Raw genomic sequence first — 16495 nt, forward strand, 5'->3', positions numbered from 1 at the left:
TTAACGTGCGCAGAACTGCTACCGAGGCATGGGGGCCCGGGTGATGTCACGCACTGTCGCTTTCGTCGTGGCGGCCGTGGTCGCCTGCACGATCACATCCGCAGGATCGGCGACCGCCGAACCCACAGGCGGTGCCGCCGGCGCCTCTTGGCAGCGCATCGTCGACGCTCCGGACGCCTACCCGGCCACCGCCGTCGAATGGGACGTTCCCATCACCCTGAGCGACGGGACGGTCCTCCGCGCCAACGTCTTCCGCCCCGCCCATGCCGACGGCACGCCGATCGACGAACCCACACCGGTCGTCCTGGGTCTCACCCCGTACACCAAACCGCTGTCGACGCTGGCGTCGGTTGCGATGGAGGCCCCGGAGTTCGCCCCGCTGGTGGACGAGCTCGGATCCATTCTGAACTTCGGTGCTCCCTTCGACGGCATCACCGAACTCGCAGCCCCGGCAACGCAACTCGGCCGTGCCTTCGGACTCGACCGCGATCTGGTGCAGAACGGCTACACACAGGTGATCGTCGACGTGCGCGGCACCGGTTTCTCCCACGGGCAGTGGGACGTCCTCGGTCCGCGCGAACAGCAGGACACCGTCGAGGTCATCGACTGGGCAGCGAAGCAGCCGTGGTCGAACGGACGTGTCGGAACGACCGGTGTCTCCTACTCCGCGATCAATCAGATCCAGGCCGCCGGGCTGCAACCCGACGCCCTCGACGCGGTCTTCGCCGTCGAACCCGGCAACGACCTGCTGCGCGACATCGTCGGTACCGGTGGCGCAGTGGGTGTGGGTTTCATGCCTGCCTGGCTCGCCCTCGTCAACGGTCTCAAGTGGATCCCCGACATGGAGGCACTTCTCCAGGGCAGGTTCGACGCGCAGTGGTTGCGCGACAGGATGGCCGATCCTGCGACGAAGCTTCCCGAACTCTTCGAGGTGCTCACCGCACCGAGCATCGATACCGCCTCCCCCTCCGCCCTCGAGGTCGCGCAGGACGGACCGTTCTACCAGGAGCGGCAGGCACGACTCGAGTCGATCGAGGTGCCCGCCTTCGTGTTCGGGAACTGGCACGACATCTTCGCCAACAGCGAGCCCGACATCTACAACCGCATCCCCGTCGAACCCGGCCGGAAACAACTGGTGATGGGCGACGGCTACCACGCTGTCCTCGGTACCGGATTCGGCACTCCGGGACACCCACCGAACATCACAGCGCTCCAGCACGCGTGGTTCGACCGTTGGCTCAAGGACATCGACAACGGTATCGACGAGTACGGTCCGGTGACCCTCCTGCAGCAGGGCGGCGGCTGGATCACCGCTGACGAGTTCCCGCGCAGCGCCGTCGACTACGAGAAGCTCTTCCTCTCTGCGGCGCCGAGCGGAACCGCCGGGCACGCTCTCCACGACGGCACGCTCCTCGCCTCGGCACCCGAGACCGCGCAGCGACTCACTGTCGCCCCTGGTCTACGCGGTGTCTGCTCCCGTGAGGCCGCGCAGGGCACAGCCGGCCTCGCGGTGCTGCTGGGCGCGGGATGCACGAAGGACGCCCGGTTCAACGAGGCCGAGGGCCTCACGTTCACGAGCGAGCCGGTCACCGAACCGACCGTGCTCTCGGGGCCGGTCAACGTGCACCTCGAGACCGTTCTCGACGCCACCGACGGGTTCTGGTCGGTCTCCGTGAACGACGTCGCTCCGGACGGACGGTCCACCGTGATCACCACCGGTTCCCTCGTCTCGTCGCTGCGCGCGATCGATGACTCGAAGAGCACGTTCACCGCCGACGGCGATTACGTGCAGGCACATCCGGTCCTGACCCTCGAGTCCCGGCAACCGATCGTCCCGGGGCAGCCGACCACCCTCGACATCAGCACCCTGCCGACGGAAGCGGTGCTGCAGCCGGGGCACCGTATCCGGGTCGACGTCTATGCCGCGAGCGTCCCACGTTCACTCCCGCTCGGCCCGATGCTCGTCGAGAGCGGTCTGCGACCGCAGCACCTCGAACTCAACTCCACCGCACCGAGTTTCGTGACGATCCCCGTGGTGCGGTAGAAGTCGCGTCAGCCCGCGCCGGATCGCTCCAGATTGCCCCGATCCCACGCAGCGAGCCGGGCGGCTGCGTCGTAGGTGCTGCGCAGGAACTGGAGCAGTTCCGCGTCGGGATCGGCCGCGGTCCGCACCGCCTCGTAGGGCAGCACGAACTCCCCCAGCTCAGCGGCATAGAGGGCGGCGTCCGGGCGCACCGGAGACTGGGCGAAGCCTTCGAGTGCAGGGTAGACGTACGAATAGAACGCCCCCTCGTCCCCACCGCCCGGCCAGAATCCACAGCTGCTGAGCTCGTGAGAGTAGGCCTCCGTCATCACTTCGTCGGGGCAGTTCGGGATTCCCCCGGGATGGGGCGGAGCAGCGCGTCCGGAGAATCGGGTGCATGCGAGGTCCATCGCACCCCAGAAGAAGTGCACCGGACTCACCTTGCCGAGGAAATCTGCTCGGAACCGGAGCAGGACACGGTGCGCCTGCACGAGTTGCCGCCAGAAGAGATGAGCCGCCTCGGGGTCGTAGGAATCATGTTCACGGTCCTGTGCGAACGGGATCGCCGGATCCACCTCGTTGGGTATGCCCTGGATCCGGGTCGTGATACCCAGCTCGTCCAGAGCTCCGAAAGTGCGGGTGTAGAACTCCGCCACCGGTTGTGCGATGAGAGGCACCGAACGGCTGCGACCGTCGCTCGCACGGATGTGCAGGCGGTGCTCGAAGAAGTCGAACTCCATGTCGAAGACGGCGTGCCCATAGGGAATCGACGAGGTGCCCAGCCCACGCGGCGTGACGTACAGCGTCGTCTGCCACCAGTGGTTGACCATCGGTGTATGGGCCATGCGGATCTTGCCGACGATCTGCAACCACATGTGAAGGGTGTCCCGGGTGTCGGTCCATTCCGCTGTGCGCAGACTCGGCCACGCGTCACCGGAAACAGGTGCTGGGTCGTTCACGATGCCTCCCGCGGTCCGGAAATCGACCCTACTCCGCCGAAGCCGGAGCCATGGCCCGGTCAGGAAGATTCCCGATACCGCGTGACAACAGTTCGTCGCTGTTTCAGCGAATTGTGCTCGGCAGGGAGCCAGGCAGGGGTATCAGTGTCCCGTTGCGCACGGCACAGGCGCGGTCGACGAGAGTCAGCCGGCTCAGGTCGTGAGTGACCATCACGATCGCCACATCCCGATCCCGGCTCAGATCGGCGAGCAGGGCCACGACCTCGCGGCTGCGGTTCTCGTCGAGGGCCGAGGTGGGCTCGTCGACGAGCAACACCGAGGGGTCGTTCATCAGGCCTCGCGCGATGGCAACCCGTTGCCGTTGACCTCCCGACAGTTGGTGGGGACGCCGGTCCAGGTGCCCGTCGAGACCCAACGAACACAACAGGTCCGTGGCACGGGCACGACTCTCGCGGACCGAGTCGCCGGCGAGATGGGACATCATCTGCAGTTGTTCGACTGCGGTCAACGAGGGCAGCAGGTTCGACTGCTGGAACACGAATCCGAGCTTCTCGCGTCGCATGGTCGTGCGCTCGTCACGGTCCAGTCCCGTCATGTCGCTGCCGTCGATAACGACACGACCCGAATCCGGGGTGATGAGCAGGCCGGCGACAGCGAGCAGGCTCGATTTGCCGGACCCGGAAGGACCGGTCACGGCCACGAATTCGCCGCGTCGGACCTCGAAATCCACGTCGTCGAGGACGCATCGATGCCCGTCACCGTCGGGATAGCTGAGGACGATGTTGCGTAAGCAGATACTCATGTCGAAGTCCTTCGTTCTCGGTAGATGACTCATCGAGCGGCTGCAAGGGCAGCGAGCGGGTCGACCTTGGCGATACGGACCAGGGAAGCGGCCGCGCCGATCATGCCCGTCGCAACGAGGGCGAGGAACGGAACCGCGGTGGTGGACACCGTGAGCGAGAACGGAACCGACTGCGAGGCTGCCGTTCCGAGACCGGCTGCGGCCAGGGTTCCAAGTCCGGATCCGAGTACCAGCACGATCGAGCTCTGCCCGAGTGCGTCCTGGAGCAGGTAGCGGGTGGAGGCACCGACAGCCTTGAGCACAGCGAGGTCCTGGCCGCGCTGGATGGTCCATACCGTGAAGAAGGCTCCGACGACCAAGGCGCTGACGATCATCAGCATCGTCTGCATCAACAGCAGCGATCCACGCTCGGAGGTGTACGACCCGATCGCATTCAGCGCACCGCGGCCGTCGGTGACGGCCGTCCCGGTCGCCTCACCGACAGAATCGGCGTCGAACCCTGCGGAGGTACGCAATGCAACGACGGTGCCGTCACTGCCACCGGCCGACGGCAGTGACATCCATGCGTCGTGGTCCATCCAGACCACGGGCTGATGACTGTAGAACGAGTCGTCGACCAGAGCGGTGATGGTGAATACCTTTCCGCTCATCGAAATCCGTGTTCCGTTCGTCCATCCGTTGTCCTTGGCGAGGTCGGCGTCCACGGCTACCGAGCCGGTACCGAGCACGACCGGAGCAGCGAAAGAATGCCCGTCGACGCCGAACGCAGAAGCGGCGACTTCTCGACCGTCGACGCTGATCCGAGCGGGCGCCACCCCGATGATCGACGCAGCATCGACACCGTCGGCCTCCGCAAGTTCCGCATACTGCCGCGTCGTCACGGTCGACTCGGCGAACGAGACCGAGCGGCCATCGGGGGGAGCACCGAATGCGAAGTGGTCGGCGCCGATGTTCCCGATCGCAGCGATGGACCGATTACCCAGTCCGGAGGTCAGCCCCGACAGCGTGACCACCATCAGCGAAATGAGGAACAGGGCCGAGGTCATCAGCGTAAAGCGACCTTTGGCGAAGCGGAGATCACGGAAAGCGAGGAACATGCATCTCAGCGTCGTGCAAGGGAGCATTCCCGGCATCGCGCATTGGTTGGGTTCGCTGATCCATCGAAAGTTGGAGATCTCCGATCGGTGCGGTCGACGGCATAGTGCGGTATTAGAGTGGGCGAAATGCGGAATTCCGATGGGTCTCACTCGGACGGGGCCGTGCCGGTGCTACGCGCCATGCAATTCGGCGCCCATCTGCTGTTCTTCCTGCTCCTCGCGGTGGGTGTCGTGCGCACGGTTACCGACAGTGCTCATCCCGTTCCGATCGTCGCGCTCGCTGTCGTGGTGGCGGGGTGGTATCTCTTCGGGATCTGGTTCGCGCGGCGTGAGGGCTTCGAGAACGGGGAGCCGGTACAGCGCCGATCGGGGCAGATCTGGTTCGCGGCGCTCGGGCTGGGCTGGCTGGCTCTCGTGGTGGCGGATGTCAATTTCGTCTGGTTGGCGTTCGCCCTGTTTTTCTTGTGCTTTCCCCTGTTCTCCACTCCGGTCGCGTTGACGGTGACGATCATGCTGACCGCGATAGCGATCGCAGCGACGCTGTGGCACGGCACCACGAACACGGTTGCCTCGATTCTCGGACCGGTGTTCGGGGCGGCAGCTGCCGCCGGAATGGCCGTCGTCTATCAACAGTTGGTGCGGCAGTCCGCGCAGCGACAGCAGTTGGTGGACGAACTCACCGAGGCGCACCGAGAGTTGCTCGGGGCGCAGGACGAATTGGTCGCGCTGCAACGGGAAGCGGGCGCACTGACCGAACGTTCCCGCCTCGCGCGTGACATCCACGACACTCTGGCGCAGGGATTTTCGTCCATTCTGCTGCTCTCTCGAGCCGGGCAGCGCGCTCCCGACAATTCCGCGGCGATCTTCGCGCAGATCGCGGACACCGCGCAGCAGAATCTGATCGAGGCCCGCCGGGTGGTCGACGCGCTCGCGCCGGTTGCGCTCGAGTCCGCACCGCTCGAATCCGCGTTGCGGCGCCTGCTCGACCAACTCGAACAGCAGACCGGAATCACCGGTGACCTGCTCACCGACAGCGATCCGATCCCGCTGGTGACGGACTTCGACGTCGCCTTGCTCCGCGTCGCCCAGAGTGCTCTCGCCAACGTGCGGTTGCATTCGCGGGCGCGTCGGGTACGGGTGACATTGAGCTACGCATCCGACGAAGTACGGCTCGATATCGTCGACGACGGTATCGGCTTCGATCAACGTCAGGACGGTGGATTCGGCTTACGGTCGATGCGGGAACGACTGGCCGAACTGGGTGGCACACTCGTCGTGGAATCGGCACCCCGAGACGGAACCGCGGTTGCCGCAACCCTTCCGGTCGGGCGGGTCGCATGAGTGCGGTACGTGTACTGCTCGTCGACGATCACCCGGTGGTACGGGCGGGACTACGCGCGTTGCTGGCGTCGCACGATGACATCGTGGTGGTGGCCGAAGCATCGTCGGGTGAGGAAGCCGTGGCTTCGGCGTCGGCCGCGAAACCCGATGTGGTGCTGATGGATCTGCGTCTGGGATCGGGGATCGACGGGGCGCAGGCGACCGCCCGGATCCTGACGGCGGCCGATCCGCCGAGGGTCGTCGTACTCACCACCTACGACACGGACGCGGATATTCTGCGCGCGGTCGAAGCCGGTGCGGCGGGCTACCTCCTCAAGGACACCGACCCGAAAGTGCTGATCGAATCGGTGTTCGCGGCGGCCCGTGGGGAGACCGTCCTGGACCCGGACGTGGCCCAGCGCCTTTACCGCCGCATGCAGCAGCCCCGCGCCGACCTCAGCGCCCGCGAAATCGAAGTGCTGTCGCTGGTCGCCGAAGGGTTGTCCAATCGTGCGATCGCCAAACAGCTCTTCGTCAGCGAGGCAACCGTGAAATCCCATCTGGTGCACGCGTTCACCAAATTGGAGGTGGATAATCGCACCGCCGCAGTGGTCGCGGCGCGCGAGCGGGGCCTGATCGTGTGATCGGTGTCGAGGATCGGGTCAGGAGAACGAACCGTGTCGGCCCTCCCCGGACGCGAACCGCGCGGCCCCTCCGACCGTGTCACTTCCGACGGACTCCATGCCGATAGTGAATTCGAATCCGAGCGCCTCGGATTCGGAACGGCCGACCTGTTCGTTGACCGAGCGGCGGTCGTTGCGCATGCAGGTCTGTGGGAAGACTGTGATCTCCCGGGCCATGCGTTCGGCGGCGTCGCGCGTCGTTCCGGGTTCGACCACGCGGTTGGCCAGGCCGAATTCGCGTGCTTCCGCCGCACCGACGGGCCGGCCCGTCAGGATCATGTCCATGGCCCGACTCGTGCCGATCAGGCGGGGCAGCCGAACGGTGCCGCCGTCGATCAACGGCACTCCCCACCGGCGGCAGAAGACACCGAACACCGCGTCGGAGGAGACGACGCGCAGATCACACCAGATCGCCAGTTCGAGTCCACCGGCAACCGCGTAGCCTTCCACCGCCGCGATCACCGGTTTGGAGAGCACGAGGCGCGTCGGTCCCATCGGGCCGTCGCCGTCCGCACCGAGAACGTTCTGCCGGTCGGTACCGATCGATGTGAGATCCGCTCCTGCACAGAAGTTTCCACCGTCTCCGTGGAGGACAGCGACATCGGCGGCGGGGTCTGCGTCGAATGCCCTGAAGGCGTGGGCCAGCTCGGCGGCCATCGGACCGTCGACCGCGTTCCGGCGCTCGGGACGGGCCATGATCACGGTCGTCACCCGATCGCGCGTCTCGACGCGGATCGATTCGTACGGCGTCATGCCCGACCTCCCCGCTCAACAGCATCGGCTTCCCGGGTTCGCATCTGCTGCGGCGTGCCGCTCACGCCAGTAGTCGCGTTCGCTCAGCGGCGGCCGATCGGGATGCAGCCGGCGGTGCAGTTCGACGTACCTCGCGTAGTCGTGGTCGCCCATGACCGCCCCGACCCACCACCACGCCCGACGCAGTGCTGTGATCACGACCCACCTCCGTCCCCGTCGCGATGCCGCGAGGCATGGGTGTGTGCGGCGCCCGGGGCGCGGACCTTGCCCGATGCGATCAGTTCGTCCCACTCCTTCTGCAGTTCCCTCTCGGCCGGGGTCGGCACGAAACCCGCGGGCGCGAATATCTTCGACGGCACGTCGGGTGTCTCGGTGGTGGGCATACCTCCGACCCGGACCGATCTGATGCACACCACTACTCCTGCGGCGACCACGATGAGCACGAGCACTGCGAACACGATCGACAACGTGCCCTGGATGAACGTGTTGCGGATGACGGCGTCGATCTCGTCGGCAGTCTTCGCCGAACCGAAAGTGGTTGCTCCGGAGTTCTTCGCGTCGACGAAGGCCCGGTGCTGCGCCCAGTACCCGACCGCGCGGTCGCCGGAGAAGATCTTCTGCCACGACGCCGTCATGGTCACGATCAGATCCCACACCAGCGGCACGCCGGGGATCCACGCCCACTTCACCAGTCCCTTCTTCACGACGATGGTGAGCACGACCGTCAGGGCGATCGCGGCGAGCAATTGGTTGGCGATGCCGAACAGTGGGAAGAGCGTGTTGATGCCGCCCAGCGGGTCGGTGACGCCCATCAGCAGGATCGCACCCCACAGACCGACGACGACCGCGGAGCACAACCACGCACCGGGTCGCCAGGACGGATCCTTGAAGCGGCGAGCGGGACCGCCGAAGTTGCCGAGCGAGTCCGACAGCATGAACCGCGCGACACGCGTTCCCGCGTCGACGGTGGTGAGGATGAACAGCGCCTCGAACATGATCGCGAAGTGGTACCAGAACGATTTGAGGCTGTCGCCGCCGAACAGGTCGCTGAGCACCTGGGACATGCCGAACGCGAGCGTCGGTGCGCCACCGGTGCGAGAGATGATCGACTCCTCCCCGACGGATTCGGCTGCCGCCGAGATCTGTTCGGGGGTGATGTCGGGCGACCCCAGCCCGAGACCGTTGACGTAGGCGGCGGCGGTCTCCGGAGTGCCTCCGGTCACGGCGGCCGGAGCGTTGAGCGTGAAATACAGGTGCTGGTCGATGATGCAGGCGGTGACCAGCGCCATGATCGCGACGAACGACTCGGTGAGCATGCCGCCGTAGCCGATGAGCCGGATCTGCTTCTCCTTCTCGATCAGCTTCGGTGTCGTCCCCGAGGAGATCAGCGCGTGGAAACCCGAGAGTGCACCACACGCGATGGTGATGAACAGGAACGGGAACAGGGATCCCGCGAACGCCGGACCGTCGCCGTCGATCGCGAACGACGTGATGTCGGGCATCTCCAGGTTCGGTCGTGCGACGAGGATCCCGATCGCGAGCAGGACGATCGTGCCGACCTTCATGAAGGTCGAGAGGTAGTCGCGCGGGGCGAGCAGCAGCCAGACCGGCAACACCGACGCCGCGAATCCGTAGGCGATCATCAACCACGAGATCGTCACCGGGGACAGGGTGAACCAGTTCGTTCCCCAGTCGGTCTCGGCGACCCAGCCGCCCGCGATGATCGCGACGAGCAACAGCACGACGCCGATCAGTGACACTTCCGCAACCTTGCCGGGTCGCAGGTACCGGAGGTAGACCCCCATGAACAACGCGATGGGGATGGTCATCGCGATGGAGAACAGACCCCACGGGCTGTCGGCGAGCGCATTCACGACCACCAGCGCGAGCACCGCGATGAGGATGATCATGATGACGAAGACCGCGATCAGAGCCGCGACGCCACCGATCGGTCCGAGTTCCTCGCGGGCCATCTGACCGAGGCTGCGGCCGCGGCGGCGCGACGAGATCCACAGGACGAGGAAGTCCTGGACCGCACCGGCGAAGACGACACCGACGATGATCCAGATCGTGCCGGGGAGATAGCCCATCTGGGCGGCGAGAACCGGGCCGACGAGCGGGCCGGCGCCGGCGATGGCGGCGAAGTGATGGCCGAACAACACCCGACGGTCCGTCGGCATGTAGTCCTTGCCGTTCTCCAGTTCTTCTGCGGGTGTCGCACGATCGTCGCGTGGCTGCACGATCCTGCGTTCGATGAACTTCGCGTAGAAGCGGTAGGCGACGAGATAGGTGCACACGGCGGCGATGACGAACCAGACCGCGTTGATCTCCTCACCGCGCACGAGCGCGATGATCGACCATGCGACCGCACCGAGAATCGCGAGCACGAGGAAGACGATGCGCGCGGTAGGCGAGATCGGTGTCCGGTCGACGACACCGACCGGTGGAAGATCGGGATCGGTCCGGAGGTACTCGACTTCGCTCGTTCTCGACGCAGGATCGACGGCCATATCGGCTCCTCACCAGGACCGTCGCGACTCCGCATACCGCCTGTGACGGTCCTCGACAACGTGCACGCTGCTGACCACCGTGACGCTACCCGACCCGACCTGTTCGCCGACGGGACTTGCATGTCTCGATACGCCGTCTCCGATTACAGGAATGTCCGAAAATCACCTGAACGCCATTGTATTGAAAACGGGAGCGTTCTACGCTTGTCGTATGGCGACGGTGGAGTACGGCTCGTCGGCTCCGGAGGGTTCCGGAACCCGCAGCTACCGCTCGCCACGACGGCAGATGCAAGCGGCACAGACACGAGCTGCGGCACTCGAGGCCGCCGCCCGATTGTTCGCTGAACGCGGCTGGACGGGAACCGCGATGCGCGACGTCGCCCGAGCCGCCCAGGTGTCGGTCGAAACCCTCTATGCAGCATTCGGATCCAAGGCCCGGTTGTTGAAGTCGGCTGTAGAGGCTGCGGTCGTCGGCGACGACGTGCAGAAAGCCCTGGCCGAACGCCCGGCTTACAAGGCAATCGGAGAGGGGCGCACCGTCGGCGCTCGTATCGAGGCGGCCGCGCACATGGTCGCCGTGATCAATGAGCGCCTCCACCCGTTGGCGGCGGCGCTTCGCCACGGAGCCACGACGGATCCTGTACTCGCTACTGCGATCGCCGATCTCGACGCACAGCGCAGGAGTTCGGTCACCGACGCCGCCGAGATGATCACCGGCCACCGATCCGATCCCGAGCGGATCGACGAACTGTGGGTCCAGACCGACGACCAGGTCTACGCCCTGTTCGTCCACCACTGCGGTTGGAGTCGTGCCCGCTACGAGGCATGGCTGATCGACCGCATAGAACACATCCTCGGCCCCGTGTGACACACGGGCGTCGCCTTCTGGAGTACGTCATGACAACCCCTACGCTCCCCGGCGCCGACACTCGGATCATGCGCATCGTGCACTCCGCCCTGCGCCGCGATCTCACGCGCGCCACGGCAGTCCTGAGCACGGAACCCGGTCCTGATGGGATCCGGCGTGTCGCGCTCGCGGATCACCTCGTGTGGATGATGCATTTCCTGCATCTGCACCACAGCGGAGAGGACAGTGCACTGTGGCCCCTCGTCCGCGAGGCGAATCCGGCGGCCGGTGCACTGCTCGACGAGATGGACGCAGACCACGCGCGTATCGCCCCCGAGATCGAACGGGTCACTGCTGCAGCCATCGACCACCGCACGCACCCCGGTACCCGAGACGATCTCCTCCGGTCTCTCACCGCGCTCGGAGAGGTACTGCTACCGCACCTTCGGCGTGAGGAAGCGGAGACGATGCCGGTCGTCGCTCGGACGTTGACCTCCCGCGAGTGGGACGAGGTGGAGCAGCGTGTGTTCATCGCATCGAAAATCAAGCGGGAGTTGGGCATCGAAGCCCACTGGCTGATCGACGGCGTGGATCGGGAGGACTACGACGTCGTCGTCGGCAAGGTCGACCCCATCACCCGGTTCGTCCTCCTCCATGCCTTCCGGCGGTCCTACCTGCGTGCATGTGCCGACCGGTGGGGTGCCGACCTCGACGTCGGTCCTCGACTCCCCCGCCCCTTCCGCACCGAGGGTGCGGTCGAACTGTGGATCGACGCCCCGGCCGACGAACTGTACGACACGGTCGCCGACGTCACCCACATCGGCGACCGCAGCCCCGAATGCCGCAGCTGCGCATGGCTTCCGGGCCGGGCCCCGGGAACCGTGGGAGCCCGGTTCCGCGGGCGCAACCGCGCACATCACATGCGCTGGTCGCGGGTGTGCGAGGTGACCACCGCCGAGCGGGGCCGGGCGTTCGAGTTCCGCACCGTCTCGGACCGGCGCAACCCGCTGTACCACGACTCGACGACCTGGTCGTACACCTTCACGACGGACGGCGACGGGACCCGGGTGACGCACGGCTACCGGATTCACACGCTGCCCTACCGGCCTCTCCTCGCGCTCTACTCCCGCGTGCAACCACAGCACCGCGACATGCGCCCTCAGATGCACCAGAATCTGGAGGCGCTGCAGCGGCAGTTCGTCGCCGGCCCGCCCGGCGGCACATCGCCGGAACGGATGCGACGCTCCGCGTAAGCGGGTGGGTGGTGGGTCAGCCGCGTGCGGCGATCCTCGCCCGCACCTCGGGCCGACGTAACGGCGGCACCGACGGCGGTGGTTGCCGCCGCTCGGGAAGGGCCTCGAGCAATCGCATGGTCGTCGCGGTGACCTCGGCGACGGCCTGCTCGAAGGGCTCCCGGGTGGCGTCGGAAAGTTTGTGGATCCCGCTGACCTTACGGACGTACTGCCGCGCAGCCGCTTCGATCTCCTCGGCGGTCGCAGCCGGCTCGAGCCCGCGCAGCTCCGTGATGTTCCGGCACATGATTCGAGGGTAGACGTCACCTCCGGACCGGACCATACGTTCGCTTCCGCGCGCCCGCTGTCCGTCCGCTGCGGCGATCGCAGCAGCGGATGACGAACGGGCGCGCGGATACGAAGGAGCAGATCAGAGGCGTTCGATGATGGTCACGTTGGCGGTGCCGCCACCCTCGCAGATGGTGAGCAGACCGTAGCGGCCACCGGTGCGCTCGAGCTCGTTGAGCAGCGTCGCCATGAGCTTGGTGCCGGTCGCGCCGAGCGGGTGACCGAGGGCGATCGCACCACCGTTGACGTTGACCTTCGACGGGTCGGCGCCGATCTCCTTGATCCAGGCGAGGACGACCGGCGCGAAGGCCTCGTTGATCTCGATCAAGTCGATGTCGTCGATCGTCAGACCGGCCTTCTCGAGGGCGTACTGCGTGGCCGGGATGGGAGCGGTGAGCATGAAGATCGGGTCGTCGCCGCGGGCGCTGAGGTGGTGGATGCGCGCGCGGGGCTTCAGCCCGTACTTCTTCACGGCCTCGTCGGACGCGAGCAGTACCGCGGACGCGCCGTCGGAGATCTGGCTGGCGACGGCGGCGGTGAGGCGGCCGCCCTCGACGAGCGGCTGCAGCGACGCCATCTTCTCGAGGCTGGTCTCGCGCGGTCCCTCGTCGACGGTGGCGTCACCGAGCGGGACGATCTCGTTGTCGAAGCGCCCCTCGGCGATGGCGGCCTTGGCGCGCTCGTGGCTCTGCAGTGCCCACTTCTCGAGTTCCTCGCGGCTGATGTCCCACTTCTCGGCGATCATCTCGGCGCCCTTGAACTGCGAGACCTCATCGTCGCCGTAGCGCTCGGTCCATCCCTTCGAGCCGCCGAAGGGGCTGTCGAAGCCGTACTGCTGTCCGACGATCATGGCCGCGGAGATCGGAATCTGCGTCATGTTCTGCACTCCACCGGCGACGATGAGGTCGGCGGTGTTGCTGAGGATCGCCTGTGCGCCGAAGTGCAGGGCCTGCTGGCTCGACCCGCACTGGCGGTCGACGGTCACGCCGGGCACGTGCTGCGGGTAGCCCGCGGCGAGCCACGAGGTGCGGGCGATGTTGCCGGCCTGGCCACCGATGGCGTCGACGCAACCGAACACCACGTCGTCGACGTCGGCGGGGTCGATGCCCGTGCGATCGACGAGCGCCTTGATCACGTGCGCGCCCAGGTCGGCCGGGTGCACGTCCGCCAGCCCGCCCTTCTTCTTGCCGATGGGGGTGCGAACCGCGTCGACGATGTAGGCCTCGGTCATGATGTCTCCTTAGGAAGAATTCTGGTTCGACAGTCCGTCGAGAACGATGGAAAGGTACTGCTGGGCAACCTGATCGATAGTGAGGGAGCCTCCGGGCCGGTACCAGCGCACCGCCACCCACACGGTGTCGCGCAGGAACCGGAAGACGAGTTCGACGTCGACGTCGGGCCGGAAGGAGCCGTCGGCGACGCCGCGTTCGATCACCCCCACCCACAGGTCGCGGAACTCGGTGTTGAGTTCGCCGATGTAGGCGAAGCGATCGCCCTCGAGGTGTTTGGCCTCGCCCTGGTAGATGGCCACCGCGGCGTGCGACCGGTCGATCGCCTCGTAGGAGGTCGTCACGAGTGCCGCGAGGGTGTCGCGGGACGGAAGACCCGACGCGACGATCTTGCGGTACCGATCGAAGAGATCACCGAGGAACGCGCGCAGGATCTCGTCGACCATCGACTCCTTCGAATCGAAATGGTGGTAGAGGCTTCCGGAAAGGATCCCGGCGGCATCGGCGATGTCGCGCACGGTCGTTGCTCGGACGCCGCGTGAGGCGAACAGGTCGGCGGCGATGTCGAGCAGTTCCGCGCGGCGTCCGGACTTGCCGGCGTTGTCGTCACGAGCAGGAGTCATGGAGACATCCTTTCAAGCCGACGGGTGGCGAGCTCATGCGCGCTGAGAGGAGACCGACACGACCTCGCCGGTCAGGTAGGTGGTGTAGTCGCTGGCGAGCATGGCGATCGTCGCCGCGACCTCCCAGACCTCCGCCGCGCGACCGTATGCCTCACCGGCGGCCAGGTTGTCGAGCAGTTCCTCGCTGGTGACCTTCGCGAGGAAGGCGTGGCGCGCGATGGACGGGGCGACGGCGTTGATCCTCACCCCGTACTCGGCAGCCTCGATCGCGGAGCAGCGGGTCAGGGCCATGACACCGGCCTTCGCGGCGGCGTAGTGCGCTTGCGAGTGCTGTGCACGCCAGCCGAGGACCGAGGCGTTGTTGACGAGCACACCGCCGTGATCCACCGAGCGGAAGTACCGCAGAGCGGCGCGGGTCGCGCGGAAGGTGCTGGTGAGCGTGATGTCGAGAACGCGATCCCACTGTTCGTCGGTCATGTCCACGACCGGGGTCTCACCCCCGAGCCCGGCATTGTTGATGAGGACGTCGATGCGCCCGAGCGTCTCGGCTGCGCCGGTGATGAGCGCGTCGACCTGTTCGGTGGACGAGACGTCGCACACGATCGACGCGACCTGCTGTTCCGGGAACTCGGCAGCGAGCTTGTCCGCAGCCTCACCGAGTCGGCGTTCGTGGAAGTCGGAGATCACGACGTCGGCACCCTCGAGCAGCGCCCGCCGTGCGGAGGAGAACCCGATGCCGGTTCCGGCGGCGGCGGTGACGACGACCTTCTTGCCGGCGAGCAGGCCGTGGCCCGGGGTCTCGACGGGCGGGGTCGCGAGGGGCGAGGTGGTCTGGGGTGAAGCGGTCACGGACGTGCCTCCCGGGGAAGGCCGAGCACACGCTCGGCGATGATGTTGCGCTGGACCTCGTTGGATCCGCCGTAGATGGTGTCGGCGCGGGTGAACAGGAACAGACGCTGCCACTCCGCGAGTTCGAGGTGCTCGGGATCGGTGATATCGGAGGGATTTCCGGCATGATCGTGGCCCGGTCCGACGAGCGACGACGCGCCCTGGATGTCCATGGCGAGCTGACCGAGGTCGCGATGCCAGTTGGCCCACAACAGTTTCGCGACCGAAGCCTGGCCGGGATCGGCGTCGCCGAGGGTGCGCAGCGCATGAGCACGCATGACCCGCAGGCCGATTCGGGCTCGGGCTATACGTTCGCCGATGTGCGGATCATCGATCGCACCGTTGGTCTCCGCCACGGAGACGATGCTGTCGAGTTCGCGGGCGAAGCCGATCTGCTGCCCGAGGGTGGATACGCCGCGCTCGAAGGTCAGCAGACCCATCGCGACCTTCCATCCGTCGCCGGGGGCACCGACGACGAGGTCGGCATCGGTGACGGCGTCGTCGAAGAAGACCTCGTTGAACTCGGAGGTGCCGGTGAGCTGCTGGATGGGTCGCACCGTGACACCGGGCTGATCGAGGGGCACGAGCAGGAAGCTCAGGCCGTGGTGGCGGGTCGAGCCGGGTTCGGTCCGGGCGACGACGAACGCCCATTGCGCGACGTGGGCGAGTGACGTCCAGACCTTCTGGCCGTTGATCACCCACTTGTCGCCCTCGAGGCGCGCGGTGGTGGAGACATTGGCGAGGTCGGAGCCGGCGCCCGGCTCGGAGTATCCCTGCGCCCACAGTTCGGTGACGTTGCGGATCCCGGGCAGGAAGCGCTTCTTCTGCTCCTCGGTCCCGAAGGCGATGAGGGTGGGGCCGAGCAGTTCCTCACCGAGGTGGTTGACGCGTGCGGGCGCGTTCGCCTTCGCGTACTCCTCGTGGAAGATCACCCGCTGATCCATGCTCGCACCGCGTCCGCCGTACTCGGTGGGCCACCCGATGCAGGTCCACCCGGCAGCCGCCAGGTGGCGGTCCCACGCGAGTCGCTGATCGAAGAACTCATGTTCGCTTCCGGGCCCGCCCTTGCCTCTGAGCTCGGCAAATTCGCCGGTCAGATTCTCTTCGAGCCACTGCCGTACGGTGGCCGCGAACTCCGCATTGTCCTGGCTCTCGCTCTCGTGCACGTCTGTACGATAACC

General features: G+C 66.5%; 16 protein-coding genes. 5 read left to right on the forward strand and 11 right to left on the reverse strand.

What is annotated here, in order from left to right:
- The first annotated feature begins 43 nt into the window (after positions 1–43).
- Positions 44–2044 (forward strand): CocE/NonD family hydrolase, encoded by a 2001-nt coding sequence (locus GON09_RS15000; protein WP_244866465.1) that lies wholly within the window; start codon positions 44–46, stop codon positions 2042–2044.
- Between the two features lie 8 nt (positions 2045–2052).
- Here GON09_RS15000 and GON09_RS15005 read toward each other — a convergent pair whose 3' ends face one another.
- The 3 genes from GON09_RS15005 to GON09_RS15015 all read right to left on the reverse strand — a co-directional run bounded on the left by GON09_RS15005 (position 2053) and on the right by GON09_RS15015 (position 4881).
- Positions 2053–2985, reverse strand: a complete 933-nt coding sequence (locus GON09_RS15005) for a DUF5996 family protein (protein WP_213934459.1) — start codon at positions 2983–2985, stop codon at positions 2053–2055.
- 100 nt (positions 2986–3085) lie between these two features.
- Entirely contained in the window at positions 3086–3784 is a 699-nt protein-coding gene (locus tag GON09_RS15010) for an ABC transporter ATP-binding protein (RefSeq protein WP_213932479.1), read from the reverse strand.
- A 29-nt stretch (positions 3785–3813) separates the two neighbouring features.
- Complete coding sequence (locus tag GON09_RS15015) at positions 3814–4881, reverse strand: ABC transporter permease (RefSeq protein ID WP_213932480.1); 1068 nt, start codon at positions 4879–4881, stop codon at positions 3814–3816.
- Positions 4882–5007: 126 nt separating this feature from the next.
- On the opposite strand from GON09_RS15015, the gene GON09_RS15020 reads away from it, so the two are divergent.
- Both GON09_RS15020 and GON09_RS15025 read left to right on the forward strand, forming a co-directional pair.
- Positions 5008–6222 carry a sensor histidine kinase gene (locus GON09_RS15020; protein WP_213932481.1) on the forward strand — a complete coding sequence of 405 codons (1215 nt, stop codon included), beginning with the start codon at positions 5008–5010 and terminating at the stop codon, positions 6220–6222.
- Complete coding sequence (locus tag GON09_RS15025; RefSeq protein ID WP_213932482.1) at positions 6219–6845, forward strand: response regulator; 627 nt, start codon at positions 6219–6221, stop codon at positions 6843–6845. Before GON09_RS15020 ends, GON09_RS15025 begins: the two co-directional genes overlap by 4 nt.
- Before the next feature lie 18 nt (positions 6846–6863).
- Here the strand turns inward: GON09_RS15025 and GON09_RS15030 are convergent, their stop codons facing one another.
- From GON09_RS15030 to GON09_RS15040, 3 genes are read right to left on the reverse strand one after another with little or no spacing between them, the layout of a single operon-like run.
- Positions 6864–7637: a crotonase/enoyl-CoA hydratase family protein gene (locus GON09_RS15030; protein ID WP_213932483.1), complete on the reverse strand. Its 774-nt coding sequence runs from the start codon at positions 7635–7637 to the stop codon at positions 6864–6866.
- Positions 7638–7652: 15 nt separating this feature from the next.
- Positions 7653–7835, reverse strand: a complete 183-nt coding sequence (locus tag GON09_RS15035) for a YbdD/YjiX family protein (RefSeq protein WP_197481868.1) — start codon at positions 7833–7835, stop codon at positions 7653–7655.
- Positions 7832–10147 carry a carbon starvation CstA family protein gene (locus GON09_RS15040; protein WP_213932484.1) on the reverse strand — a complete coding sequence of 772 codons (2316 nt, stop codon included), beginning with the start codon at positions 10145–10147 and terminating at the stop codon, positions 7832–7834. Before GON09_RS15040 ends, GON09_RS15035 begins: the two co-directional genes overlap by 4 nt.
- Positions 10148–10358: 211 nt before the next feature.
- Between GON09_RS15040 and GON09_RS15045 the strand changes: the two genes are divergently transcribed.
- Together GON09_RS15045 and GON09_RS15050 are read left to right on the forward strand one after the other, a co-directional pair.
- On the forward strand, positions 10359–11015 hold the full coding sequence (locus GON09_RS15045; protein ID WP_213932485.1) for a TetR/AcrR family transcriptional regulator: 657 nt from the start codon (positions 10359–10361) through the stop codon (positions 11013–11015).
- 29 nt (positions 11016–11044) lie between these two features.
- Positions 11045–12247, forward strand: a complete 1203-nt coding sequence (locus GON09_RS15050) for a hemerythrin domain-containing protein (RefSeq protein ID WP_213932486.1) — start codon at positions 11045–11047, stop codon at positions 12245–12247.
- Positions 12248–12263: 16 nt separating this feature from the next.
- On the opposite strand, the gene GON09_RS15055 is transcribed toward GON09_RS15050, so the two are convergent.
- The 5 genes from GON09_RS15055 to GON09_RS15075 all read right to left on the reverse strand — a co-directional run bounded on the left by GON09_RS15055 (position 12264) and on the right by GON09_RS15075 (position 16480).
- On the reverse strand, positions 12264–12533 hold the full coding sequence (locus GON09_RS15055) for a DUF2277 domain-containing protein (protein ID WP_213932487.1): 270 nt from the start codon (positions 12531–12533) through the stop codon (positions 12264–12266).
- A gap of 123 nt (positions 12534–12656) precedes the next feature.
- Entirely contained in the window at positions 12657–13805 is a 1149-nt protein-coding gene (locus GON09_RS15060; RefSeq protein WP_213932488.1) for an acetyl-CoA C-acetyltransferase, read from the reverse strand.
- A gap of 9 nt (positions 13806–13814) precedes the next feature.
- Entirely contained in the window at positions 13815–14426 is a 612-nt protein-coding gene (locus GON09_RS15065; RefSeq protein WP_213932489.1) for a TetR/AcrR family transcriptional regulator, read from the reverse strand.
- A 33-nt stretch (positions 14427–14459) separates the two neighbouring features.
- On the reverse strand, positions 14460–15275 hold the full coding sequence (locus GON09_RS15070; protein WP_213932490.1) for an SDR family oxidoreductase: 816 nt from the start codon (positions 15273–15275) through the stop codon (positions 14460–14462).
- Positions 15272–16480, reverse strand: a complete 1209-nt coding sequence (locus tag GON09_RS15075; RefSeq protein ID WP_213932491.1) for an acyl-CoA dehydrogenase family protein — start codon at positions 16478–16480, stop codon at positions 15272–15274. The genes GON09_RS15070 and GON09_RS15075 overlap by 4 nt, the downstream gene beginning before the upstream one ends.
- Positions 16481–16495 lie beyond the last annotated feature (15 nt).

The organism is Rhodococcus sp. B50, from assembly GCF_013602415.1.
Taxonomy (GTDB): domain Bacteria; phylum Actinomycetota; class Actinomycetes; order Mycobacteriales; family Mycobacteriaceae; genus Rhodococcus.